General features: G+C 61.2%; 22 protein-coding genes and 2 tRNA genes. 8 read left to right on the top strand and 16 right to left on the bottom strand.

The annotated features are described in order from the left end of the window. Positions 1-100: 100 nt before the first annotated feature. The 10 genes from NHH73_13845 to NHH73_13800 form a co-directional block, all read right to left on the bottom strand. Positions 101-508, bottom strand: coding sequence for a MerR family transcriptional regulator (locus NHH73_13845; protein USX29300.1), 408 nt, complete (start codon positions 506-508; stop codon positions 101-103). A gap of 13 nt (positions 509-521) precedes the next feature. Beyond that, positions 522-869: an integration host factor subunit alpha gene (locus NHH73_13840; protein USX29299.1), complete on the bottom strand. Its 348-nt coding sequence runs from the start codon at positions 867-869 to the stop codon at positions 522-524. Positions 870-1,031: 162 nt separating this feature from the next. Then, complete coding sequence (gene pheT, locus NHH73_13835; protein USX29298.1) at positions 1,032-3,458, bottom strand: phenylalanine--tRNA ligase subunit beta; 2,427 nt, start codon at positions 3,456-3,458, stop codon at positions 1,032-1,034. 78 nt (positions 3,459-3,536) lie between these two features. Next, the gene (gene pheS / locus NHH73_13830; protein USX29297.1) at positions 3,537-4,556 is read right to left on the bottom strand and encodes a phenylalanine--tRNA ligase subunit alpha; all 1,020 of its coding nucleotides are present in this window, start codon (positions 4,554-4,556) and stop codon (positions 3,537-3,539) included. Between the two features lie 100 nt (positions 4,557-4,656). Beyond that, positions 4,657-5,016 (bottom strand): 50S ribosomal protein L20, encoded by a 360-nt coding sequence (rplT, locus tag NHH73_13825; protein ID USX29296.1) that lies wholly within the window; start codon positions 5,014-5,016, stop codon positions 4,657-4,659. A gap of 26 nt (positions 5,017-5,042) precedes the next feature. After that, positions 5,043-5,240, bottom strand: a complete 198-nt coding sequence (gene rpmI, locus NHH73_13820; GenBank protein ID USX29295.1) for a 50S ribosomal protein L35 — start codon at positions 5,238-5,240, stop codon at positions 5,043-5,045. A 213-nt stretch (positions 5,241-5,453) separates the two neighbouring features. Beyond that, positions 5,454-5,924, bottom strand: coding sequence for a translation initiation factor IF-3 (gene infC, locus NHH73_13815; protein USX29294.1), 471 nt, complete (start codon positions 5,922-5,924; stop codon positions 5,454-5,456). Positions 5,925-6,014: 90 nt separating this feature from the next. After that, entirely contained in the window at positions 6,015-7,922 is a 1,908-nt protein-coding gene (gene thrS / locus NHH73_13810; protein USX29293.1) for a threonine--tRNA ligase, read from the bottom strand. 199 nt (positions 7,923-8,121) lie between these two features. Continuing rightward, a tRNA-Val gene (locus tag NHH73_13805) sits at positions 8,122-8,198 on the bottom strand. Between the two features lie 87 nt (positions 8,199-8,285). Continuing rightward, positions 8,286-8,362 (bottom strand) — tRNA-Val (locus tag NHH73_13800). Between the two features lie 140 nt (positions 8,363-8,502). Here NHH73_13800 and NHH73_13795 point away from each other — a divergent pair. Genes NHH73_13795 through NHH73_13785 form a run of 3 tightly spaced genes read left to right on the top strand, consistent with a single transcriptional unit; the run spans position 8,503 to position 10,586 of the window. Continuing rightward, positions 8,503-9,456, top strand: coding sequence for a cation diffusion facilitator family transporter (locus NHH73_13795; GenBank protein USX29292.1), 954 nt, complete (start codon positions 8,503-8,505; stop codon positions 9,454-9,456). Between the two features lie 18 nt (positions 9,457-9,474). Further along, positions 9,475-10,116 carry a CatA-like O-acetyltransferase gene (locus NHH73_13790; protein USX29291.1) on the top strand — a complete coding sequence of 214 codons (642 nt, stop codon included), beginning with the start codon at positions 9,475-9,477 and terminating at the stop codon, positions 10,114-10,116. A gap of 23 nt (positions 10,117-10,139) precedes the next feature. After that, positions 10,140-10,586 (top strand): nuclear transport factor 2 family protein, encoded by a 447-nt coding sequence (locus NHH73_13785; protein ID USX29290.1) that lies wholly within the window; start codon positions 10,140-10,142, stop codon positions 10,584-10,586. A 150-nt stretch (positions 10,587-10,736) separates the two neighbouring features. Here NHH73_13785 and NHH73_13780 read toward each other — a convergent pair whose 3' ends face one another. Genes NHH73_13780 through NHH73_13770 form a run of 3 tightly spaced genes read right to left on the bottom strand, consistent with a single transcriptional unit; the run spans position 10,737 to position 14,291 of the window. Continuing rightward, entirely contained in the window at positions 10,737-13,004 is a 2,268-nt protein-coding gene (locus NHH73_13780; protein ID USX29289.1) for a bifunctional (p)ppGpp synthetase/guanosine-3',5'-bis(diphosphate) 3'-pyrophosphohydrolase, read from the bottom strand. A 7-nt stretch (positions 13,005-13,011) separates the two neighbouring features. After that, the gene (locus NHH73_13775; GenBank protein USX29288.1) at positions 13,012-13,362 is read right to left on the bottom strand and encodes a RidA family protein; all 351 of its coding nucleotides are present in this window, start codon (positions 13,360-13,362) and stop codon (positions 13,012-13,014) included. Positions 13,363-13,412: 50 nt separating this feature from the next. After that, the gene (locus NHH73_13770; protein ID USX29287.1) at positions 13,413-14,291 is read right to left on the bottom strand and encodes an alpha/beta hydrolase; all 879 of its coding nucleotides are present in this window, start codon (positions 14,289-14,291) and stop codon (positions 13,413-13,415) included. A gap of 124 nt (positions 14,292-14,415) precedes the next feature. Between NHH73_13770 and NHH73_13765 the strand changes: the two genes are divergently transcribed. The 3 genes from NHH73_13765 to NHH73_13755 all read left to right on the top strand — a co-directional run bounded on the left by NHH73_13765 (position 14,416) and on the right by NHH73_13755 (position 17,344). After that, positions 14,416-15,210, top strand: coding sequence for a 3-hydroxybutyrate dehydrogenase (locus NHH73_13765; GenBank protein USX29286.1), 795 nt, complete (start codon positions 14,416-14,418; stop codon positions 15,208-15,210). A gap of 128 nt (positions 15,211-15,338) precedes the next feature. Then, positions 15,339-16,649 (top strand): dicarboxylate/amino acid:cation symporter, encoded by a 1,311-nt coding sequence (locus NHH73_13760; protein USX29285.1) that lies wholly within the window; start codon positions 15,339-15,341, stop codon positions 16,647-16,649. A gap of 149 nt (positions 16,650-16,798) precedes the next feature. Continuing rightward, complete coding sequence (locus NHH73_13755; protein ID USX29284.1) at positions 16,799-17,344, top strand: PEPxxWA-CTERM sorting domain-containing protein; 546 nt, start codon at positions 16,799-16,801, stop codon at positions 17,342-17,344. Positions 17,345-17,409: 65 nt separating this feature from the next. On the opposite strand, the gene NHH73_13750 is transcribed toward NHH73_13755, so the two are convergent. Continuing rightward, positions 17,410-18,060, bottom strand: a complete 651-nt coding sequence (locus NHH73_13750; protein USX29283.1) for a CoA transferase subunit B — start codon at positions 18,058-18,060, stop codon at positions 17,410-17,412. A 20-nt stretch (positions 18,061-18,080) separates the two neighbouring features. Continuing rightward, positions 18,081-18,779: a CoA transferase subunit A gene (locus NHH73_13745; GenBank protein ID USX29282.1), complete on the bottom strand. Its 699-nt coding sequence runs from the start codon at positions 18,777-18,779 to the stop codon at positions 18,081-18,083. A gap of 209 nt (positions 18,780-18,988) precedes the next feature. On the opposite strand from NHH73_13745, the gene NHH73_13740 reads away from it, so the two are divergent. After that, a complete protein-coding gene (locus NHH73_13740) occupies positions 18,989-19,555 on the top strand; it encodes a PAS and helix-turn-helix domain-containing protein (protein ID USX29281.1) in 567 nt (188 codons plus the stop codon). On the opposite strand, the gene NHH73_13735 is transcribed toward NHH73_13740, so the two are convergent. After that, positions 19,548-20,324, bottom strand: a complete 777-nt coding sequence (locus tag NHH73_13735; GenBank protein ID USX29280.1) for an SDR family oxidoreductase — start codon at positions 20,322-20,324, stop codon at positions 19,548-19,550. The two genes, NHH73_13740 and NHH73_13735, sit on opposite strands and share 8 nt — an antisense overlap. Before the next feature lie 245 nt (positions 20,325-20,569). On the opposite strand from NHH73_13735, the gene NHH73_13730 reads away from it, so the two are divergent. Next, positions 20,570-22,246 (top strand): electron transfer flavoprotein-ubiquinone oxidoreductase, encoded by a 1,677-nt coding sequence (locus tag NHH73_13730; protein ID USX29279.1) that lies wholly within the window; start codon positions 20,570-20,572, stop codon positions 22,244-22,246. Positions 22,247-22,341: the final 95 nt, after the last annotated feature.

Here is a 22,341-nt window from a genome sequence, read left to right as displayed (position 1 = left end):
CTTCACGCCACCGTGTATATCAGCGTCGCTGATAATTGAATAATATTGAAAGTATATCAGGAATTAGCTTCTTGCCACGCCCTGCGCAGTGGTGTGCGCGCTAGTCTTGCTGGAGCAGACTCAGGATGGAAAGCAGTTCGCTGCGTATCATTTCGCGGTCCAACGGCGGGGGCACGTCCCGCGCCTCTTCGCCGAAACCGCCATCATACTCCGCCGCCGCGCCATCGACAGCACGGCTATCGAGTTTATTGCGTGCCCCGCTGATGGTGAAGCCTTGCTCATACAACAGCTCGCGGATGCGGCGTATCAGCAGCACTTCGTGGTGCTGGTAATAGCGCCGGTTGCCGCGCCGTTTGACGGGCTTGAGCTGGGTGAATTCCTGCTCCCAGTAGCGCAGCACATGCGGCTTGACGCCGCACAGCTCGCTGACTTCACCGATGGTGAAGTAGCGCTTGGCCGGTATTGGTGGCAGGACGACCAGTTCGGACTTGGCGAGACGATCGTTCATCACTCGCTCCTACTCAGGCGGCACGCGCCATCGGGTTGGTCTCTTCGACCATGCCCTTGAGTTTTTGGCTCGCATGGAAGGTCACCACGCGGCGCGCGGTGATCGGGATTTCCTCGCCGGTCTTGGGGTTGCGGCCCGGACGCTGCGGCTTGTCGCGCAGCTGGAAGTTGCCGAACCCGGACAGCTTGACGGCTTCGCCACGCTCGAGCGCGTTGCGGATCTCGTCGAAGAAGGTTTCCACCATGTCCTTGGCTTCGCGCTTGTTCAGACCGACCTGTTCGAACAGCAGTTCGGCCAGCTCCGCCTTGGTCAGCGTGGGCAAATCTTTTTCCGCATCCTGGCGTACCTTGGCGACCTGCATGGCGCGATGCAAATCGGCAGCCAATGCGGATTGGAGTACGGCGGAATCAACGTCGTTGTTATTAATTTTCCTGCCCTGCCTTATCAAAGAACGAATGAGTCCGGCCTTTGCCGGACTCCCGAATGATCAAAAAAAGAAAACGGAACGGACTTTATCGGCCGATCAAGACCGTAAGCGCGCGCCGTGTTTTTGCTTCGCCGCATCGCCTACCGCGGCCATGACGGCCTCGACAACATCGTCCTGCAGCGTGTTTTGAGTATCTTGCAAGCTAAAGCGGAAAGCAAGCGATTTCTCGTCCTGTTCCAAACCTTTGCCACGATATTCATCAAACAAAACAATGGCTTGCACGATTTTTCCTTGCGGACTTGCTTGCACGGCAGCATTAAACGCGTCCACCAAATCCTGCGCCGGGACGTCTTGCTTGACCACGACGGCCAGATCGCGCGTGGCGCCGGGGAACTTCGAGATCTCTGCGTATTCTGGCACGGATCGTTGCTGCAAAGCAACCGCATCGACCTCGAACACGACCGGCGCCTGCGGCAGCTCGTACTTCTGCATCCAGCGCGGATGCAGCTCGCCGATGAAGCCGATCACCTTACCGTCGAGGAGCACCTGCGCCGAGCGGCCAGGATGCAGCGCCGGATGTTCGGCCTTGACGAAGCGCAGTGACAACGGCGCGAACAGGTGTTCCAGGTCCGCCTTCAGGTCGAAGAAGTCGACCGCGCGGCTGTCCTGGCCCCACTGCTCGTCCGCCACGGTGCCGTAGGCGATCGCGGCGACGCGTTTAGGCTGGTTGTAGCCGGCCACCGTCAGCGGGCCGTCGGGCACGCTGTCGTCGCGCTGGTAGATCGCGCCGACTTCGAACACGCGCACGCGGTTGGTTTTGCGGTTGAGGTTGTAGCGCACGTTGGCGACCAGGCTGCCGACCAGCGTCGAGCGCATCACGCTCATCTGGCTGGCGATCGGGTTTTGCAGCTTGATCGGATTGGTGTTGCCGCCGAAGTCCTGCTCCCACGCCGCTTCCACAAAGCTCATGTTGACCACTTCCTGGAAGCCCAGGTCGGCCAACTGGTGGCGCACGGCGAACAGCGAACGGGTGTTTTCCGGCGCGATGATCATCGTGTTGGCGGCCACCGGGGCAACCGTTGGGATGTTCTCGAAGCCGTAGACGCGCGCGACTTCCTCGATCAGGTCTTCCTCGATTTCGATGTCGAAGCGGTAGCTTGGCGAAGTGACCGAAAACACGCCGTCTTCCAGCGTGAACGGCAGCGCCAGGCGGGTGAAGATGTCGGCCACGACCTTGTCGTCCAGCGCCACGCCGATGACTTTCTGCGCGCGCGCGGTGCGCATCTTGACCGGCTGGCGTTGCGGAATGTTGACGATCTGGTCGTCGACCGGACCGACCTTGGTCGCCGCCGTGCCGCAGATTTCGATCAGCAGCGAGGTGATGCGCTCGATATGCTCGACCGTGGTCGCGTAGTCGACGCCGCGCTCGAAGCGGTGCGCCGCGTCGGTCGAGAAATTGTACTTGCGGGCGCGGCCCTGAATGGCGTTCGGCCACCAGAACGCCGCTTCCAGGTAGATCGATTCGGTCTCCAGCGACACGGCGGTGGCGTCGCCACCCATGATGCCGGCCAGCGATTCGATTTCCTTGTCGTCGGCGATCACGCCGACCCACTCGTCGATGTTGACGGTGTTGCCGTTCAACAGCTTCAAGGTTTCGCCGGCCTTGCCCCAGCGGACGTCGAGGCCGCCGTGGATCTTGGCCAGGTCGAACACGTGGGTCGGACGGCCCAGTTCGAGCATCACATAGTTGGAGATGTCCACCAGTGCCGACACCGAGCGCTGGCCGCTGCGCTCGAGGCGCTGCTTCATCCAGTCCGGGGTGGCGGCCTTGGCGTTCAGGTTGCGGATCACGCGGCCGGAGAAACGGCCGCACAGGTCCGGCGCCGAGATTTTCACCGGCAGCACTTCGTCGCTGTTGACGGCGGCGTTGCGGAACTGCGGCGCGTGCAGCGCGACGCCGGTCAGCGCCGACACTTCGCGCGCCACGCCCAGCACCGACAGGCAATCCGCCTTGTTCGGGGTCAGCTTGATGGTGAATTTGAGGTCGTTGAGCGCGTAGTAGTCGCGGAAGTTCTTGCCGACCGGCGCGTCGTCCGGCAGCTCCAGCAGGCCGCTGCCCTCTTCCGACAATTTCAGTTCCTTGGCCGAGCACAGCATGCCCTGCGACTCGACGCCGCGCAGCTGGCCGACCTTGATCTCGAACGGCTTGCCGTCGGCGCCCGGTGGCAGCACGGCGCCGGCCATGGCGCACACGACCTTCAGGCCCGGACGCACGTTCGGCGCGCCGCAGACGATGTTGAGCAAGGTGCCGGTGCCGACATCGACCTGGCAAACGTTGAGGCGGTCCGCGTTCGGATGCTTGGCCATGTCGCGCACCAGACCGACCACCACGTTGGAGAACGGCGGCGCGACCGCTTCGACTTCTTCCACTTCCAGGCCGGACATTGTCAGCAGGTGGGCCAGTTCGTCCGAAGTCATCTTCGGATCGACCATGGTGCGGAGCCAGTTTTCGGAGAATTGCATAATCAAGCCTTCAAAGAGTGTCCAGCGGGAGCGCAATGCCTAAAAGGCCGCGCTCGACCGCGTGTGTGTACTGAACCGTTAGTTGAACTGCTTCAGGAAGCGCAGGTCGCCTTCGTAGAACAGGCGCAGGTCGCTGACGCCGTAGCGCAGCATCGTCAGGCGCTCGAGGCCGGAGCCGAACGCGAAGCCGATGTACTTTTCCGGGTCCAGGCCGAAGTTGCGCACCACCGACGGATGCACCTGGCCAGAGCCGGAAATCTCCAGCCAGCGGCCCTTCAGCGGTCCGGAGCCGAAGGCGATATCGATCTCGGCCGACGGTTCGGTGAACGGGAAATACGACGGACGGAAACGCACCTGCAAGTCGTCGGTCTCGAAGAAGGCCTTGACGAAGTTCAGGTACACGCCCTTGAGGTCGGCGAAGCTGATGTTCTCGGCGATCCACAGGCCCTCGACCTGGTGGAACATCGGCGAGTGCGTGGCGTCGCTGTCGACGCGGTAGGTGCGGCCCGGCGCGATCACCTTGATCGGCGGCGTGTGGCTGCGGGCGTAGCGCACCTGCATCGGGCTGGTGTGCGTGCGCAGCAGCAGCGGCTTGCCTTCGCTGTCGTTGCCTTCGATGTAGAAAGTGTCCTGCATCGAACGGGCCGGATGGTTTTCCGGGCTGTTCAAGGCGGTAAAGTTGGTCCAGTCGTTTTCGATCTCGGGGCCGTCGGCCACGTCGAAACCGATCGAGCGGAAGATTTCCTCCACGCGCTCCCAGGTGCGCATGACCGGATGCAGGCCGCCGCCGGCGCGTCCGCGGCCAGGCAGCGAGACATCGATGGCCTCGGCGTTCAAACGGGTTTGCATCTGGGCGTCGGCCAGCGCGTCGCGCCGGGCCGTCAAGGCCGCTTCAATTTGACCCTTGGCCGCGTTGATCAGGGCGCCCTGCGCCTTGCGTGCCTCGGGGTCGAGCTTGCCCAGACCCTTCATCAATTCGGTAATCTGGCCGGTCTTGCCCAGATATTTGGCTTTGGCATTTTCCAGCGCGGCGGCGTCATCTTGCGCGGCCGTGAAATCCTGCACTGCTGAGGCGACGAGTTGTTCCAGGGAGTCCATGCGTTTTTCTTATCCTCAATCAAAAACGGGGCAGAGGTCTAGACCTTTGCCCCGTTCCCACCACCGGCCCGGTAAGGGGCCAGCGATCAACAATCAATGCTTACGCAGCGATTTTTGCTTTCACAGCGTTGACAATCGCGGCGAAGGCCGGCTTGTCCATCACTGCCATATCGGCCAGAACCTTACGGTCCAGTTCGATCGAAGCTTTTTTCAGACCGTTCATGAAGACGCTGTACGTCACGCCATGCTCACGGGAAGCGGCGTTGATACGAGCGATCCACAGGCGGCGGAAGACGCGCTTCTTGTTACGACGGTCGCGGTAGGCGTATTGGCCAGCGCGCATAACTGCTTGCTTGGCAACACGGTAAACCTTGCTGCGACGACCACGGTAACCTTTGGCCAGGTTTAAGACTTTTTTATGACGGGCACGAGCTGTAACCCCACGTTTTACTCTAGGCATAGTAACTCCTTAAATTGAGTGTGAGATTAAGCGGATGGCATCATGCGCAGGACGGATTTCACGTCAGCCGCATCGACATTCGTGATACCGCGCAATTGGCGCTTCGACTTGGTGGTTTTCTTGGTCAGAATGTGGCGTTTGAACGCGTGACCACTCTTAACAGTACCACCTGGACGCACGCGAAAACGTTTCTTCGCGGAGCTTTTGGTTTTCATTTTTGGCATAGCAATCTACCCTCAGGGTAGCTCCATATCAAACAGGATTGCAGGTGGTGACACGACGTCACACTTAGATGCCTGCTTTCACTTGTTTTTGCAGCAGATGCGAGTCCACTACATTTACAACAGCCGGCAATTATAGACCAGTTGCGGCAAATCTGCACCACAAATTACTAGGGGCGCCCGAAAGCGCCCCCAGTCGATCCACACTAGACGGATTTACTTCTTTTTCTTAGGAGACAGCACCATGATCATCTGGCGGCCTTCCATCTTCGGGAACTGCTCGACCTGGCCGTACGGCTCCAGATCGGCTTTCAAACGTTCCAGCATGCGGAAGCCAATATCCTGGTGCGCCATCTCACGACCGCGGAAACGCAGCGTGATCTTGGTTTTGTCGCCTTCATCAAGGAACTTGATGAGGTTACGCAGCTTGATATTGTAGTCACCGTCATCGGTACCCGGACGGAATTTGACTTCCTTCACGGCGATGATCTTCTGTTTCAATTTAGCTTCGTGAGCCTTCTTCTGCTCCGAATACTTGAATTTGCCGTAGTCCATCAAACGGCAAACCGGCGGTACCGCCGTTGGCGCGATCTCGACCAGGTCGACATTGGCCTCTTCCGCCAGGCGGAAGGCTTCGGCCAAAGTGACGATCCCGAGCGGCTCGTTCTCGACCCCACTTAAACGCATTTCAGGGGCAGTGATTTCGCCGTTGATGCGATGCGACTTGTCAGTAGCTATGGTGATTCCTTTTAAAATCTAATGGTAAGGCCAGTGCGATCAGGCTTTATTGGCGACGTCTTGCTGGAGTCGCTCGATCAGGGCATCGACGGACATGACGCCCAGATCGACATTGCCCCGTGCCCGCACGGCCACGGTGTTGGCATCCCGCTCTTTATCGCCGATTACAAGGATGTAAGGCAGTTTTTGGACGGAATGTTCACGTATTTTATAGGTTATTTTCTCGTTGCGCAAATCGCTCTGCACGCGGAACCCGCTCCGGCGCAGCTTTTCCGTGACCTGGTTCACATAATCGGCCTGCGCATCGGAGATGTTGAGCACCGAAACTTGCACTGGCGCAAGCCAGGTCGGCAACGCGCCGGCGTAGTTCTCGATCAGGATGCCGATGAAGCGCTCCATCGAACCGACGATCGCACGGTGCAGCATGACCGGCACCTGGCGGGTGTTGTCAGCCGCGACATATTCCGCGCCCAGACGCTCCGGCATGAAGAAGTCGACCTGCATCGTGCCGACCTGCCATGGGCGGCCCAGCGAATCCTTCAGGTGGTACTCGATCTTCGGACCGTAGAACGCGCCCTCGCCCGGCAACTCGGTCCAGGTCACGCCGCAGGCGCGCAGGCCGGAGCGCAGCGCGTCCTCGGCCTCGTCCCAGACTTCGTCGGTGCCGATACGGTTGTCCGGACGCAGCGCCAGCTTGACGTCGATGTTGTGGAAATCGAAGTCCTTGTAGACTTCCATCGCCTGCGTGTGGAACGACACCACTTCCGGCTCGATCTGCTCTTCGGTGCAGAAGATGTGACCGTCATCCTGGGTGAAACCGCGCACGCGCATGATGCCGTGCAGCGCGCCGGACGGCTCGTTGCGGTGGCACTGGCCGAACTCGCCGTAGCGCAGCGGCAGGTCGCGGTAGCTGCGCATATTGCTGTTGAAGATCTGCACGTGGCCCGGGCAGTTCATCGGCTTGAGCGCGTAGGAACGGTTTTCCGATTCCGTCACGAACATGTTTTCGCGATAGTTGTCCCAGTGACCGGTCTTGCCCCACAGGCTGGAATCCAGGATCTGCGGCGCCTTCACTTCCTGGTAGCCGTTGACCTGGTACTTGTTGCGCATGTATTGCTCAACTTGCTGCCAGATGGTCCAGCCCTTCGGATGCCAGAACACCAGGCCCGGGGCCTCGTCCTGGAAGTGGAAGAAGTCCAGCTGCTTGCCCAGCTTGCGGTGGTCGCGCTTTTCCGCCTCTTCCAGCTGGAACAGGTACTGCTCTTGATCTTCCTTCTTGGTCCAGGCGGTGCCGTAGACACGCTGCAGCATTTCGTTCTTGCTGTCGCCGCGCCAGTAGGCGCCGGCCAGCTTCATCAGCTTGAACACCTTGATCTTGCCGGTCGACGGCACGTGCGGCCCACGGCACAAGTCGGTGAACTTGCCTTCGGAGTACAGCGACACGTCCTGGTCGGCCGGAATCGACGAAATGATCTCGGCTTTGTAGTCTTCGCCAATCGACTTGAAGTAGGCGACGGCTTCGTCACGCGGCAACACCTTGCGGGTGACCGGCTCGTCCTTCTTGGCCAGTTCGGTCATTTTCTTTTCGATCGCGACCAGATCGTCCGGGGTGAACGGGCGCTTGTACGAGAAGTCGTAGTAAAAGCCGTTTTCGATCACCGGGCCGATGGTCACTTGCGCGTCAGGGAACAATTCCTTGACGGCGTAGGCCAGCAAGTGGGCGGTCGAGTGACGGATCACGTCGAGGCCTTCCGGATCCTTGTCGGTGATGATGGCCAGATCGGAATCTTTTTCGATCAGGAAAGAGGTATCCACCACTTTGCCATCGACCTTGCCGGCCAGCGCGGCTTTGCCCAGGCTGGTGGCAATGCTGGTCGCCACTTGAGCCACGGTGACTGGGCCGTCGAATTCACGGGCAGAACCATCTGGAAGGCGGACTGAAAGCATAGTGATCTCCTGTTGGCGCAAGGCCGGTGTAGTTACAGCGGAATGTGATAATAAAAACGCGGACGAAAAAAAACGCGGGCTAGCCGCGTTTTCTCTTTTTTTGAGCAAAAGAATCCCGATCGACTAGCGTCACTCCCAAAGCTTGGTAGTAGTTCGCGGTGTCATAACCGGATTGCCTTTCTCGCTCTTACATATGTTCTGGTGGGCGGTGCAGAATTCGAATCTGCGACCCCTTGGATGTCGACCAAGTATTCTAACCAGCTGAACTAACCGCCCGAGGTACTTCTTAACTTTGCTACTGTGCTGCCATTTTACCGCCTTTTACTACTCTTTACTGCTCATTTACAACCGTACTACGTAATCTGGTGGGCGGTGCAGAATTCGAATCTGCGACCCCTTGGATGTCGACCAAGTATTCTAACCAGCTGAACTAACCGCCCGAAGACCAGCATTATAGAGAGCGATTCGGAGAAAAACAAGGGTATTCATAGGAAACATTTACGAAACGCACTATGACAGCGCAAGACGCGCAGGGCGGCATCCATTAAACTGTGGTCTATTCTCATCACCGACAGACCTCATGCAAGCTGAAACCCGCATCAACGCTAGCGCCGAGCCGCCCGCCTCGCCTTCCGCCCATCTGCACGAACACCGCGATGGCGACGCCAAGCACGCGCACTTCACGTTGCAGCGCAGCCAATCGGTGCTGGCGTGGTCGCTGGCGTTGACCTTGGGCTTCGCCGTGGTCGAGGTGATTACCGGCTTCATGTCCAATTCGCTGGCGCTGATTTCCGACGCCGGCCACATGGTCACCGACGCCGCCGCACTGGGCCTGGCGTTGCTGGCGCAGTTGATCGCCAAGCGGCCGCCGTCGGCGCGCCACTCGTTCGGCTTCGGCCGCGCCGAGGCATTGGCAGCGTTCGTCAACAGCTTGGTGCTGCTGGTGCTGGTCGCGTGGATCGTGTTCGAAGCCGCGCAACGCTTCTCGCATCCCGAGCAGGTGCATGGTGCGACGGTGTTCATCGTCGCCGGCATCGGCCTCGTCATTAATATCGTGCTCGCCTATATGTTGTCGCGCGGCGACAGCAACATGAACACGCGCGCGGCGCTGGTCAACGTCATGGGCGACTTGCTGGGATCGGTGGCCGCGCTGGTCGCCGGCGCCGTCATCTATTACACCGGCTGGATGATGATCGACCCGCTGCTGTCGATTTTTGTCGCGCTGCTGATTTTAAAGTCGACCGTCAGTGTGCTGCGCGAGTCCTACCACTTCCTGATGGGCGGCGTGCCCGAGCCGATCGACTATCTGAAGGTGGGCGCCGACCTCGAACAGATCGACGGCGTCTGCTCGGTGCACGACCTGCACGTGTGGGACATGTCGCCGGGCGAGCCGGCGCTGATCGGCCACGTCGAGATCGTCGACCTCGGGCGCTGGCCCGAGATCCTGCACGCGATCAAGGCCATGCTGCTCGACAAGCACGGCATCGACCATATCACCTTGCAGGCCGAAGTCGCGCCGCAGGCATCCCTTTAACAACAGTCCTGGAACACCATGCACAATTTCGAAAAACGCCGCGACCGCTACAACCTGTTCGCCGCGTTTGAAAAGCCGCTCGTCAACGTCAGCTTTGAGATGGCCCTGCCCGACTTCCGGCATTATTGCAAGGAGCACAAGCTGCCGCCGTTCCACTTCTTCCTGTATTGCATACTGAATTCGATCAAGGAGATCGACAACTTCATGTACCGCATCCACGACGGCGAAGTGATCAAGATCGAGGAGTTCTGGGCGTCGTACACCGTGCTCAACAAGGACAAGAATCTCAACTTCGCTTGTTTCGCCATGTCGACGGACTTGCGGGAGTTCATCGCCCGCAGCCTGGAAGCGAAAGCGACCGCCGAGGCCAGCAGCGAGATGATCAACTCGGCCAAGGAACAATCGGAGCGCGACCAAAAGAACAACGTCCACATCACCTGCATGCCGTGGTTCAAGCTGACCTCGATCGAGCACCCGATCTACCGGCACGGCGGCTATGACATTCCCTCGCTGGCCTGGGGCAAGTTCGGCGACACCGACAACGGCAAGATGACGGTACCGTTCTCGGTGCAGGCGCACCACGGCTTTGTCGACGGCTACCACATTCACTTGCTGGCAGAAACCATCGCCGCGCGCGTGGCGGGGATCATCGAAGCATGATCGCCGGGATATCCAAAAGAGAAATGATGCGCCGTGGCCTGCTCGCGGCATCGCTGGCCATGGCCTTGGGTGCATCGCTGCCGGTGGTGGCCGCCGAAGCGCAGCGGGAGTCGCTGACGGTCGTCGACGACGCGTGGAACACACTGCGTCAGCAAGCGCGCGTCGAACAATTGGGCCAGCTCATGGCGGAGGACTTCGTGCTGGTGAACGCGGATGGCGCGGTCCAGCGAAAGCTCGACTATCTGATGTACCTGGCCGCGCGACCTAGCCTCAGCAACGCCATCCTCAACGAGGAATCAAGCACGCGGTTCTACGGCGACATGGCGATCATCAACAACGTCAGCACGCAATCGGGGACGCGCGACGGCGCCCCGTGGACGGAACGCCAGCGCATCACCCGCGTCTGGCAATGGTCTGGCGACAGTTGGCTGCTGGTATCGTCGCACGCCTCGCGCATTCCCCAAAGCTAACTCCGGGGTCAGGTCCACCATTTCTACACGAGCTGGACGCTACACGGCAAAAATGTGTCATCACGCGCCATTTTAGGGTGCGCCGACGCCCACGTTGGCGCCAATGGATCAGGCCGTGTAGAAATGGTGGACCTGACCCCGGAGTTGCTTTTAGGCGCGGCGGGCTTCTTGCACGCCGGTGACTTCGGCGATGGCGTTGAGCGCTTTTTGCAGTTGCGCGGTGGCGCCGATTTCGGCCGTGAACGTCATGCGCGCGTAGCCTTTGGCGCTTTGCGTGTTGACGCCGACGACGTTGATCTTTTCACGCGAGAAGATCTCCGAAATATCCCGCAGCAGGCCCTGGCGGTCGCCCGCCAGGATGAAGATGTCGACCGGATAAACCGTGTCCGAGACGGCACGCCCCCATTCGGTGACGATCACCCGCTCCGGCGCCTTGGCCCGCATTTCGGCGAAGTTCTTGCACGTGGCGCGGTGAATCGAGACGCCCTTGCCGCGCGTGACGAAGCCGACGATGCCGTCCGGCGGCGCCGGCTTGCAGCACTTGGCCAGCTGCGTCATCAAACCGTCGGTGCCAACCACCAGCACGCCCGACTTGGCACCCTGGTCCACGCTCGACGCCTTGCTCTTGCCGAGGACCACCGCGTCTTCCTGCTCGACCGGCTCGCCCGTGTCGTGCAGCGCGTGCTCGACATGGCGCAGGCTGAATTCATCCTTGCCCACCGACAGGAACAGGTCGTCGACCTTGGCGAAGCCCAGCTTGTTGGCCAGCGCTTCCAGGTTGACCGCCGTCTTGCCTTCGCGCTGCAATGATTTTTCCACCATCGCGCGCCCGTGCGACAAGGTTTCCTGCATGTCGATGGCGTGGAACCAGGCACGGATCTTCGAACGCGTGCGTGTGGCAACCGTGTATTCGTCGCTGAGCCAGTCGCGCGACGGACCGGCCGTGCCGGGCGCGCCCTTGGCGGTGATGATTTCGCAGGTCTGGCCGTTTTTCAGCGGCGTGTTCAGCGGCACCATGACGCCGTCGACGCGCGCGCCGCGGCAACGGTGGCCCACGTCGCTGTGCAGGTGATAGGCGAAATCGACCGGCGTGGCGCCGACCGGCAACTCCAGCACCCGCGCCTGCGGCGTGAGCACGAAAATGCGGTCGTCCAGCGCCGCCGACTTGAGCTTCTCCACCCATTCGCGCTGCTGCTCCTCCTGCCCGACGACGGCGTCGGCGACGTCGGTTTTCCACGCCAGCAGCTGGCGCAGCCAGGCGATCTTTTCGTCGTACTTTTGCCCGGCGAAATTGGAGCCGCCCTCCTCCTTGTAGCGCCAGTGCGCCGCCACGCCGTACTCGGCGAAGCTGTGCATCTCTTGCGTGCGGATCTGCACCTCCAGCGGCCGGCCGTCCTCGGCCGTCACCACCGTGTGCAGCGACTGGTAGCCGTTGGGCTTCGGACGGGAAATGTAATCGTCGAATTCCTTGGGGATCGGCGTCCAGATGTTGTGCACCACGCCCAGCACCGTGTAGCAAGTCTTGACGTCGGCGACGATGACGCGGAAGGCGCGCACGTCGTACAGGTCGGTGAAGTCGAGCTCCTTGCCCTTCATCTTGCTCCAGATGGAGTAGATGTGCTTGGGTCGGCCGAACACCTCGGCCTGGATGCCGGCGGCCGCCATTTCCGATTGCAGCCGCGCGATGGCGTTGGTGACGAAGCCTTCGCGCATCATGCGCTTTTCTTCCAGCATCTTGGCGATGCGCTTGTACGCCTCCGGTTCGATGAAGCGGAACGACAAATCCTCCAGCTCCCACTTCAGCTGCCAGATCCCCAGCCGGTTGGCCAGCGGCGCGTACAGGTCCAGGGTCTCGCGGCCGTAGGCGCACGTCATGTCGTTGAACAGCTTGATGTCGGCGAAGTAGCGCAAGGTCGTCACGCACGAGGCGAGGCGCACCAGCACCACGCGCATGTCCGAGGCCATCGCCAGCAACATCTTGCGCAAGGTTTCAACCTGCGCCACCGCCATCTGCGCGGCGTTGCGCCCGCGTCCCACCGCCACCGGCGCCACGCCGCCGTGTCCACCGGGCGCCTGCGTCAATTCGCGCAGGCGTATCAGCTGGCGCACGCCGGCCACCAGGTCGCCGACCTCCTGGCCGAAACGCGGTTCGATCACCGCCGCCTGCGTGGTGTCGAGCAAGGTCAGCTCGAACATCAGGCCGGCGATGCGGGTCTCGACGTCGGTGCGCATGAACGACAAGGTGCCGGCCACGCCGATGGAAAAGTCCAGCGCCGACTGGCCGCTGGTGCTGACCAGGTCGCCGTACGCGGTGCTGGCGAAGTCGAGCGCCGACAGCATGCGCGCGCTGTCGTCCGGCGTGAGCCCCTGCACCAGTTGTTCCGACGTGGCGCTGGTGAGCGCGGTGATTGAAACCATGATGTTCCTAACGCTGCGCGGCGACGATGACGATCTCGACCAGGACTTCCGGATTGGCCAGTTTGGCTTCGACCGTGGCACGCGGCGGCGTGTGGCCGCTCGGCACCCAGGCGTCGTACTCTTCGTTCATGCCCTCGAAATCGGCCATGTCGGCGATGTAGATCTGGCAGCTGAGGATGCAGGTTTTGTCGCTGCCCGATTCGGCCAGCAGGCGGTCGACGTGACCGAGGACTTCACGGGTTTGACCCTTGATATCGAGACTGGTTTCTTCGGCGATCTGGCCCGCCAGATAGACGGTGCCATTGTGAATTGCCACTTCGGACAATCGTTTGCCTACGTGCAGTCGTTTGATTTCCATACTTTTTCTTCTTTACTTAATTTGAGGCTTGATGTCATACGCCGGGCTCATCAGCCCAGCAGGAATTTCCGGGCGATCGCAATCTGATCGTCGTGGGTGAAGGTCGGCGCGTGGCCGACGTTCGGGATTTCCACCAGGGTGGCTTTCGGACCGCGCTGCGCCATCATGGCCGCCGTCTCGCGCGTCAGCAGATCGGAATCGGCGCCGCGCACCAGCAGGGTCGGGCAAGTGATGGCGTCGTAGGCGGCCCACAGCATCGCCTCGTCGGCGCCGGCCGACTCCGGTGTGGCCGAGCGGAACGGCAACGACAGCCCCATATCGTAATGGCGCACCCACTTGCCGTCCTTATCCTGGCGCAGCACATCGGTGGCCAGTTTATGCCATTCCTGCTCGGTGTGCTCGCCGAAGGACGCCGAGACGTCGCGCACGAACTTGGCGCCATCCTCGAACGTGTCGAAGCGCAAGTCCTGGCCGATGTAGTCGCCGATGCGCTGCAGCGCCGCCGGCGCCAGCACCGGGCCGATATCGTTGAGCACCAGCTTGCGGACCGGGTTGTCCGGCAGCGACGCCAGGCCCAGGCCGATCAGGCCGCCCATCGAGGTGCCGAACCAATCGATCTTTTGCGCCGGACCCTGGTCCAACACACGTGCCAGCAACGTCACCATGTCGCTGACATATTGGGGAATGCGGTACAGCTGCGGATTCCTGAGCCAGTCGGAGCGGCCCCGGCCGACAACGTCCGGGCAGATCACGCGGTAGTCGGAAGCCAGCGCGCGCGCCATGTTGTCGAAATCGTCGGAGACGCGGGTCACGCCGTGGACGCAGACGAGCACGTTAGGGTTGGCCGCGTCGCCCCATTCCTTATATGCCATCCGGTGCAAGCCAGCCAACGACAGGCACTGAACAGACTTTATTTTCGCTTCGAGCATGCGGCTTCCTTGATGGTTTTTATGTAATGATGTTCTGAAATACCATTTTACCGGGCGTTGCGCTTAAAATCCTACCGAAGTGTAGCGCAGCCAGCCTTTTATCTCCAACCCCGCAGAGAACACCATGACAAACCAGACTTTGAGCGGTAAAACAGCATTGGTCACCGGTTCCACATCCGGCATCGGATTGGGCATCGCGCGCACCCTGGCGGCCGAGGGCGCCAACGTGGTGCTGAACGGTTTCGGCGACGCCGCCGAGATCGACAAGTTGCAGCAGGATCTGGCCAAGGAATTCGGCGTCCAGGTCGCCTATCACAACGCCGACATGTCCAAGCCGGCCGAGATCGAAAGCATGATCGCCTTCGCCGGCGACAAGTTCGGCGGCGTCGACGTGCTGGTCAATAACGCGGGCATCCAGCACGTGGCCAACATCGAGGATTTCCCGGTCGAGAAATGGGACGCGATCATCGCCATCAACCTGACCTCGGCATTCCATACGTCGCGCCTGGTGCTGCCGCGCATGCGCGCCAACAACTGGGGCCGCATCATCAACCTGGCCTCTACCCACGGCCTGGTGGCGTCGGCCGGCAAGTCGGCCTACGTCGCGGCCAAGCACGGCCTGATCGGCCTGACCAAGGCCGGCGCGCTGGAAACGGCCAGCACCGGTGTCACCGTCAACGCCATCTGCCCCGGCTTCGTGCTCACGCCGCTGGTGCAAAAGCAGGTCGACGCCCGCGCTGCCAAGGACGGCATCAGCAACGACGAGGCGAAAAAGGCGCTGCTGGCCGACAAGCAGCCGTCGGGAGAGTTCGTCACGCCCGAGGAACTGGGCGCGCTGGCGGTGTTTCTGTGCAGCGACGCCGCCAAGCAGGTGCGCGGCGTGGCGTGGAACATGGACGGCGGCTGGGTCGCACAGTAATTTTTCCGGGTACGTGTTATCCCTCATATGGGAGAGTTATCACAGCCAGTGATTTGCGGGTTTCCACAATAGTGATAACTCTCCAGTTGGGACATCATGAACTCCTCAAATGAACGCGAGGAGACCCCGTGAAAAAGCCATTCTATAAAATCCTATATATCCAGGTGCTGTTCGCCATCGCCTGCGGTATCCTGCTCGGCATCTTCCTGCCTGCCGACGCGGTCGCCATGAAACCCCTGGGCGACGGCTTCATCAAGCTGATCAAGATGATCATCGCCCCGGTGATCTTCTGTACGGTGGTCTCCGGCATCGCCGGCATGCAAGACGTCAAGAAAATCGGCCGCGTCGGCGGCAAGGCCCTGATCTACTTCGAAGTAGTCTCCACCTTCGCCCTGGCCATCGGCCTGGTCGTGGCCAACGTGCTCAAACCGGGCGCCGGCTTCAACGCCGATCCGGCCCACCTGGACGCCAAGTCGATCGCGCAATACACGCACGCCGAAGGCCTGACCACCACCGACTTCCTGATGAACATCATCCCGAAGACCTTCGTGGACGCGTTCGCCAAGGGCGACATCCTGCAAGTGCTGCTGATCGCCATCCTGTTCGGCTTCTCGCTGTCGCTGCTCGGTGAGCGCGGCCGTCCGATCACCAAGCTGATCGACGAGCTGTCGCACGCCATCTTTGGCGTGGTCAACATCATCATGAAAGTCGCTCCGATCGGCGCGTTCGGCGCGATGGCCTTCACCATCGGTAAATACGGCCTGGCCTCGCTGATCCCGCTGGCAAAACTGATGGGTTCGTTCTACCTGACCTGCGGCCTGTTCGTGTTCGTCGTGCTGGGCCTGATCGCCCGCTACACCGGCTTCTCGATCTTCAAGTTCATCAAGTACATCAAGGAAGAGCTGCTGATCGTGCTGGGCACCAGCTCGTCGGAAAGCGCGCTGCCTTCGCTGATGACCAAACTGGAGCGCCTCGGCTGCGCTAAACCGGTGGTCGGCCTGGTGGTCCCAACCGGCTACTCGTTCAACCTGGACGGCACCAACATCTACATGACGATGGCCGCGCTGTTCGTTGCCCAGGCGACCAACACCGAGCTGACCTTGTGGCAGGAACTGACCATCCTGGGCGTGGCGATGCTGACCTCCAAGGGCGCCTCCGGCATCACCGGCGCCGGCTTCATCACCCTGGCCGCGACCCTGGCCGTGGTGCCGACGATCCCGGTGGCCGGCATGGCGCTGATCCTGGGTATCGACCGCTTCATGAGCGAATGCCGCGCGCTGACCAACTTCATCGGCAACGGCGTGGCGACGGTGGTGGTGTCGAAATGGGAAAACGAACTTGACGTGGCCAAGATGAACGCGGAGCTGAACAATCCGGGTTCGACCGTGGTCGCCGTGGACACCGAAGTGAAACCGGCGATCATCGTGCCAGCGCACTAAGCCGGCATCCAGTTCGCAAGGAGCCCCGCGCAGCGATGCCCGGGGCTTTTTTCTTTGCTGATATGCGCCATGCGAAGCTGGGCCACATTTTTCTTTTGTATAACTTAATAGCCTATGAGACAATCAAAGTTATCCAACAGGAATCTTAAATGAACAAAATTACACGCACCTTCGCCTGCGCCGCCCTGCTCGCCGGCAGCGCCGCCGCCCAAGCCGGCAGCTTCGCCTTTGAATACACCATGCTCGACAACACCCGCATCACCGGCAGCTTCGACGGCACGGCCAACGGCAATCTGGTCGAAGGCATCAGCAAGCTGGCGATCGCGGTCAACGGCTTCGCCATGCCGAACAGCGGCAACCTCTACGCCTATGCCACCGATGGCGGATACGTCCAAGGTGACGCCAGAATCTCCTTCGACGGCCTGGCCACCTCGCTGCTGGCGTTTGACGGCCCTGTCACCGGTGTCTGGACATCCAGCTTTATCATCGGCGCGTTCAACGGCGGCGACACCGACGCCATCAACTACAACATAGCCGGCCTGCCGTTCAATGGCGAAGGCGACGGCGACTACTCGGCCAGCCGCTGGAGCCTGACGACCGTCTCGGCGGTGCCGGAGCCGGCGACCTATGCGATGCTGCTGGGTGGGCTGGCGCTGATCGGCGCCCTCGCCCGCCGCCGCAACCCGTCGGCCTGATCCGATACCAGGCAAAAAAATAGCACGCCGAGGCGTGCTATTTTTTCATACGGCTACCGCAAACGTCACAGCGCCGACATATCCAGCTCGACGCCCGTGGCGGCCTGGATCTGCTCCCGGCTCACACCCGGCGCCAGCTCGGTCACCTTCAGGCCGGCGTCGGTCACTTCCATGACGCCAAGATCGGTGACGATCAGGTCAACCACGCCGACGCCGGTCAGCGGCAGGTCGCATTTCGGCAGCAGCTTGTGCGACGTCGTGCCATCCTTGGCGGTGGCGACGTGCTCCATCAGCACCACCACCCGCTTGACGCCGGCCACCAGGTCCATCGCGCCGCCCATGCCCTTGACCATTTTGCCCGGGATCATCCAGTTGGCCAGGTCGCCCCGCTCCGACACCTGCATCGCGCCCAGGATCGCCAGGTTGATCTTGCCGCCGCGGATCATGCCGAACGAATCGGCCGAGCTGAAGTAGGCCGCGCCCGGCAGCGCCGTCACGGTCTGCTTGCCGGCGTTGATCAGGTCCGCGTCGATCTCATCCTCGGTCGGGAACGGGCCAATGCCCAGCAAGCCGTTTTCCGATTGCAGATACACTTCGATACCGGGCGGCACATAGTTCGCCACCAGGGTCGGCAAGCCGATGCCCAGGTTGACGTAAAACCCGTCCTGCAATTCCTTCGCCGCGCGCGCGGCCATTTCGTCACGTGTCCATGCCATGATAGTTGTCTCCGATGTTCTTAGTTGGCGCGCACGGTGCGCTGCTCGATGCGTTTTTCCGGCGTCGCGTTGACGACGATGCGGTGCACGAAAATGCTTGGCAGGTGCACGGCGTCCGGATCGATCTCGCCGATCTCGACCAGGTGCTCGACTTCGACGATGGTGATCTTGCCGGCCATCGCCGCGTTCGGATTGAAGTTGCGCGCCGTCTTGCGGAACACCAGGTTGCCGGCCTTGTCGGCCTTCCACGCCTTGACCAGCGCCACGTCGGCCACCAGGCTACGTTCCATCACATATTGCTCGCCGTCGAATTCGCGGATTTCCTTGCCGTCGGCGACGATGGTGCCGACGCCGGTCTTGGTGAAGAAGGCGGGAATGCCGGCGCCGCCGGCGCGCAGCTTCTCGGCCAGGGTGCCCTGCGGCGTGAATTCCAGTTCCAGTTCGCCGGCCAGGTACTGGCGCGCGAATTCCTTGTTTTCCCCGACGTAGGATGCGATCATCTTCTTGATCTGGCGCGTTTCCAGCAGCTGGCCCAGGCCGAAGCCGTCGACGCCGGCGTTGTTGGAGATGGCGGTCAAGCCGGTCACGCCGGAATCGCGCAAGGCGCCGATCAGCGCTTCGGGTATGCCGCACAAACCGAAGCCGCCGACGGCGATCGTTTGACCGTTTTGAACGACGCCCGCCAAGGCTGCGGCGGCATCCGGATAGATTTTGTTCATGTTGTCCCTTAACTCTTGTATTTAAGTGGTGCTGGTCTTATGTATCGAAGTCTCTTATGTATCGAAGTCTCTTATCTATCGAAGTCGATTGTTCGTCTCTGTTGCCAAATCAGTTGATAACGTTGTTAACTGTGCTACTGATGCGGCGTCTCAGCATAGAATACGCTCTCTAAAAGCACAATACCGTAGAACTACCTGCCACTTTCACCATGAACGCCGCCCCCGTCATCGACTACGAATCCATTTTCCTGCACGCGCCGGTGGGCATGTGCATCTCGGAAAGTCGCGTCATCCAGCGCTGCAACGACGCGCTGGCGTCGATGTTCGGCTACACCCGCGCCCAGCTCGAAGGCCTGTCCTTCCTGTCGCTGTATCCGACGATGGACGAGTTCCTGCGCACCGGCGACCGCATCATTCCGATCATGAACGCCAAGGGCCGCTACTCGGACGAGCGCATCATGCGGCGCGCCAATGGCGAACTGTTCTGGTGCCACGTCACCGGCCATTCGATGAAGGCCCAGGACCCGCTCGGCCCCGGCATCTGGACCTTCGAGGACGTCAGCGAAAAACGTCCCGTCACCGCCGAGCTGACCCCGCGCGAGCGGGAGATCGCCGCCCTGCTGGTCGAGGGCAAGACCAGCAAAAGCATCGCCCGCCAGATCGACCTCAGCCCGCGCACGGTGGAAATGCACCGCGCCAAACTGATGCGTAAATTCTCGGCTTCGACCTCTTCGGAACTGGTGCACAAGCTGGTCGGCATCCAGCTCACTACATAGCCGTCATGCCATCATCGGCCGATATGATGGCGCCGTTGATGAAATTCGAATCTTCCCCCGCCAGCAGCAACAGCAAACCATCCAGATCCTCCGGCGTGCCTGGACGCTTGCGCGGCAGCATGTTGATCAGCTTTTGGCCCTGCTCGCTGGCGAAATAGTCCTCGTTGATCTCGGTCGAGATGTAGCCGGGACAAATGGCGTTGGTGTTGATGCCGTACTTGCCCCATTCCACCGCCATCGCCTTGGTCATCTGCACCACGCCGGCCTTGCTCATGCAATAGACGCCGATCTGCGGCAGCACGCGCAAGCCAGCCACCGAGGCGATGTTGATGATGCGGTGCTTCTTGCTCGGGTCGCCCTTGGCGCGCGCGATCATGCGCTTGGCGGTCTGCTGCGCAACAAAAAACGCGCCGCGCAGGTTGGTGTCCATCACGAAGGCATAGTCCTCGGGGGTGACATCGACCAGCCGCTGCGTGGTCGACACGCCCGAATTGTTGACCAGGATGTCGATCGGACCGGCTTCCGTCTCGGCATGGGCGATGGCCGACTTGATGCTGGCGAAGTCGGTCACGTCCAGGCTGACCACGTGCGCGGCGCCGCCGTCGGCCTCGATCTCGGCGCGCAGCTCCTTGAGCCGCTCGGTGCGGCGCGATGCCAGCACCACCTGGGCGCCGGCCTGGGCCAGCACTTTGGCGAACCGGGCTCCCAGACCGCTGGAGGCGCCGGTGATCAGCGCGATTTTTCCCTCAAAGTTGACTTCTATGCCCACGAGCTACTCCTAGATTTTATTGGTGACGAATTCTTGATGGCCGGGTCGCACCCCAGGTGACCGCCCCGGCTGTCGAAACGTAATCATTACACAAATCGCCAGTATTAGATTGCGGTGTCTAATAATGTCCCTCAAAATGGCGCCAAAGTTGCATTCGGACGGAAAAAGAAGCACACTCGTGCTAAAATTTTCCCATCACGTAGCCGTCCCCCTATTAAACACCTCATAACCACTATAAAAAGACCATGACACAGCCTCAAAATCTCGTAGAACAGTACGGCCCGCGCGACGCGATGGAGTACGACGTCGTCATCGTCGGCGGCGGCCCCGCCGGCTTGTCGGCGGCGATCCGCATCAAGCAGCTGGCGGCCGACAAAGGCCAGGAAGTCTCGGTCGTCGTGCTGGAAAAAGGCGGCGAGCTGGGCGCGCACATCCTGTCGGGCGCCGTCATGGACCCGAAGGCGCTGACCGAGCTGATCCCCGACTGGAAGGAAAAAGGCGCGCCGCTCAACACCGCCGTCACCGAGGACCGCGTGCTGTTCCTGACCGAAACCAAGTCCTTCAAGACGCCGGGCTTCGCGCTGCCGGCCTGCTTTGAAAACCACGGCAACTACGTCATCTCGCTGGGCAACGTGGTGCGCTGGCTGGGCCAGCAGGCCGAGGCGCTGGGCGTGGAGATCTTCCCCGGCTTCCCTGCCGCCGAGATCCTGTACAACGACGACGGTTCCGTCAAGGGCGTCGCCACCGGCAACATGGGCGTCAAGCGCGACGGCGAGGCCGGCTCGGATTTCCAGCTGGGCATGGAGCTGCACGGCAAATACACCTTGTTCGCCGAAGGCTCGCGCGGCCACCTGGGCCGGCAACTGATGGCCAAGTACGACCTCAACAAGGGCAAGGACCCGCAGTCGTACGGCATCGGCATCAAGGAACTGTGGGAAATCGACCCGGCCAAGCACCAGCCCGGCCTGGTGGTCCACACCACCGGCTGGCCGCTGGACAACAAGACCTACGGCGGCTCGTTCCTCTACCACATGGAGAACAACCAGGTCGTGGTCGGCTATGTGGTCGGGCTCAATTATGAAAATCCCTACCTGTCGCCGTACGAGGAATTCCAGCGCTACAAGACCCACCCGGCCATCAAACCGTTCTTCGAGGGCGCCAAGCGCATTTCCTATGGCGCGCGCGCGATCACCGCAGGGGGGTTGCAATCCCTGCCGAAGCTGGTCTTCCCGGGCGGCGCGCTGATCGGCTGCGACGCCGGCTTCCTGAACATGAGCCGCATCAAGGGCAGCCACGCCGCCATCAAGACCGGCATGCTGGCGGCCGAGGCGGCGTTCGAGGCGCTCGGCGCCGGCCGCCAGCACGACGAGCTGGCCGCCTTCCCGGCCGCGTTCGAAAAATCGTGGCTGCACGAGGAGCTGCACGTGGCGCGCAACGTCAAGCCGTGGCTCAACAAGGGCCTGGTGCTGGGTTCGCTGATGACGGGCATCGACCAGATCGTCTTCCGCGGCAAGGCGCCATGGACCTTGCACCACACCCACGCCGACCACGAGTGCCTGAAGCCGGCCTCGCAGTTCGCGCCGATTGTGTATCCGAAGCCGGACGGCAAGCTGACCTTCGACCGGCTGTCGTCGGTGTTCATCTCCAACACCAACCACGCCGAGGACCAGCCGATCCACCTGACGTTGAAGAACCCGAGCGTGCCGGTCGACGTCAACCTGGCCCAGTACGCCGGGCCGGAGGCGCGCTACTGTCCGGCCGGCGTGTACGAGTTCGTCAAGACCGACGCCGGCGCCGACCGCCTGCAGATCAACGCGCAAAACTGCGTACACTGTAAAACCTGCGATATCAAGGACCCGACCCAGAACATCGTCTGGGTCACGCCGGAAGGCGGCGGCGGGCCGAATTATCCGAATATGTGATCGGGCGAGCAGTTCCAAAAACACAAGCTTCGGCTTGTGTTTTTTTATGTCGGTCCTGTGATCGAACATATTTCAAGAAATTTCCACAAAGCATT

The organism is Oxalobacteraceae bacterium OTU3CINTB1, from assembly GCA_024123955.1.
Lineage (GTDB): Bacteria > Pseudomonadota > Gammaproteobacteria > Burkholderiales > Burkholderiaceae_D > Rugamonas.
The sequence above is the reverse complement of the archived record's forward strand: the minus strand, read 5'-3'. Positions and strand labels throughout refer to the sequence as shown.

Coding starts and splice junctions, on each gene's coding strand:
- NHH73_13780 (USX29289.1), bottom strand. CDS start 13,004: ATGGTTTCAATCACCGCGCTCACCAGCGCCACGTCGGAACAACTGGTG.
- NHH73_13775 (USX29288.1), bottom strand. CDS start 13,362: ATGGAAATCAAACGACTGCACGTAGGCAAACGATTGTCCGAAGTGGCA.
- NHH73_13790 (USX29291.1), top strand. CDS start 9,475: ATGCACAATTTCGAAAAACGCCGCGACCGCTACAACCTGTTCGCCGCG.
- rpmI (USX29295.1), bottom strand. CDS start 5,240: ATGCCAAAAATGAAAACCAAAAGCTCCGCGAAGAAACGTTTTCGCGTG.
- NHH73_13745 (USX29282.1), bottom strand. CDS start 18,779: ATGAACAAAATCTATCCGGATGCCGCCGCAGCCTTGGCGGGCGTCGTT.
- pheS (USX29297.1), bottom strand. CDS start 4,556: ATGGACTCCCTGGAACAACTCGTCGCCTCAGCAGTGCAGGATTTCACG.
- NHH73_13785 (USX29290.1), top strand. CDS start 10,140: ATGATGCGCCGTGGCCTGCTCGCGGCATCGCTGGCCATGGCCTTGGGT.
- infC (USX29294.1), bottom strand. CDS start 5,924: ATGCGTTTAAGTGGGGTCGAGAACGAGCCGCTCGGGATCGTCACTTTG.
- thrS (USX29293.1), bottom strand. CDS start 7,922: ATGCTTTCAGTCCGCCTTCCAGATGGTTCTGCCCGTGAATTCGACGGC.
- NHH73_13750 (USX29283.1), bottom strand. CDS start 18,060: ATGGCATGGACACGTGACGAAATGGCCGCGCGCGCGGCGAAGGAATTG.
- NHH73_13840 (USX29299.1), bottom strand. CDS start 869: ATGCAGGTCGCCAAGGTACGCCAGGATGCGGAAAAAGATTTGCCCACG.
- NHH73_13770 (USX29287.1), bottom strand. CDS start 14,291: ATGCTCGAAGCGAAAATAAAGTCTGTTCAGTGCCTGTCGTTGGCTGGC.
- NHH73_13845 (USX29300.1), bottom strand. CDS start 508: ATGAACGATCGTCTCGCCAAGTCCGAACTGGTCGTCCTGCCACCAATA.
- NHH73_13755 (USX29284.1), top strand. CDS start 16,799: ATGAACAAAATTACACGCACCTTCGCCTGCGCCGCCCTGCTCGCCGGC.
- NHH73_13740 (USX29281.1), top strand. CDS start 18,989: ATGAACGCCGCCCCCGTCATCGACTACGAATCCATTTTCCTGCACGCG.
- pheT (USX29298.1), bottom strand. CDS start 3,458: ATGCAATTCTCCGAAAACTGGCTCCGCACCATGGTCGATCCGAAGATG.
- NHH73_13730 (USX29279.1), top strand. CDS start 20,570: ATGACACAGCCTCAAAATCTCGTAGAACAGTACGGCCCGCGCGACGCG.
- NHH73_13795 (USX29292.1), top strand. CDS start 8,503: ATGCAAGCTGAAACCCGCATCAACGCTAGCGCCGAGCCGCCCGCCTCG.
- NHH73_13765 (USX29286.1), top strand. CDS start 14,416: ATGACAAACCAGACTTTGAGCGGTAAAACAGCATTGGTCACCGGTTCC.
- rplT (USX29296.1), bottom strand. CDS start 5,016: ATGCCTAGAGTAAAACGTGGGGTTACAGCTCGTGCCCGTCATAAAAAA.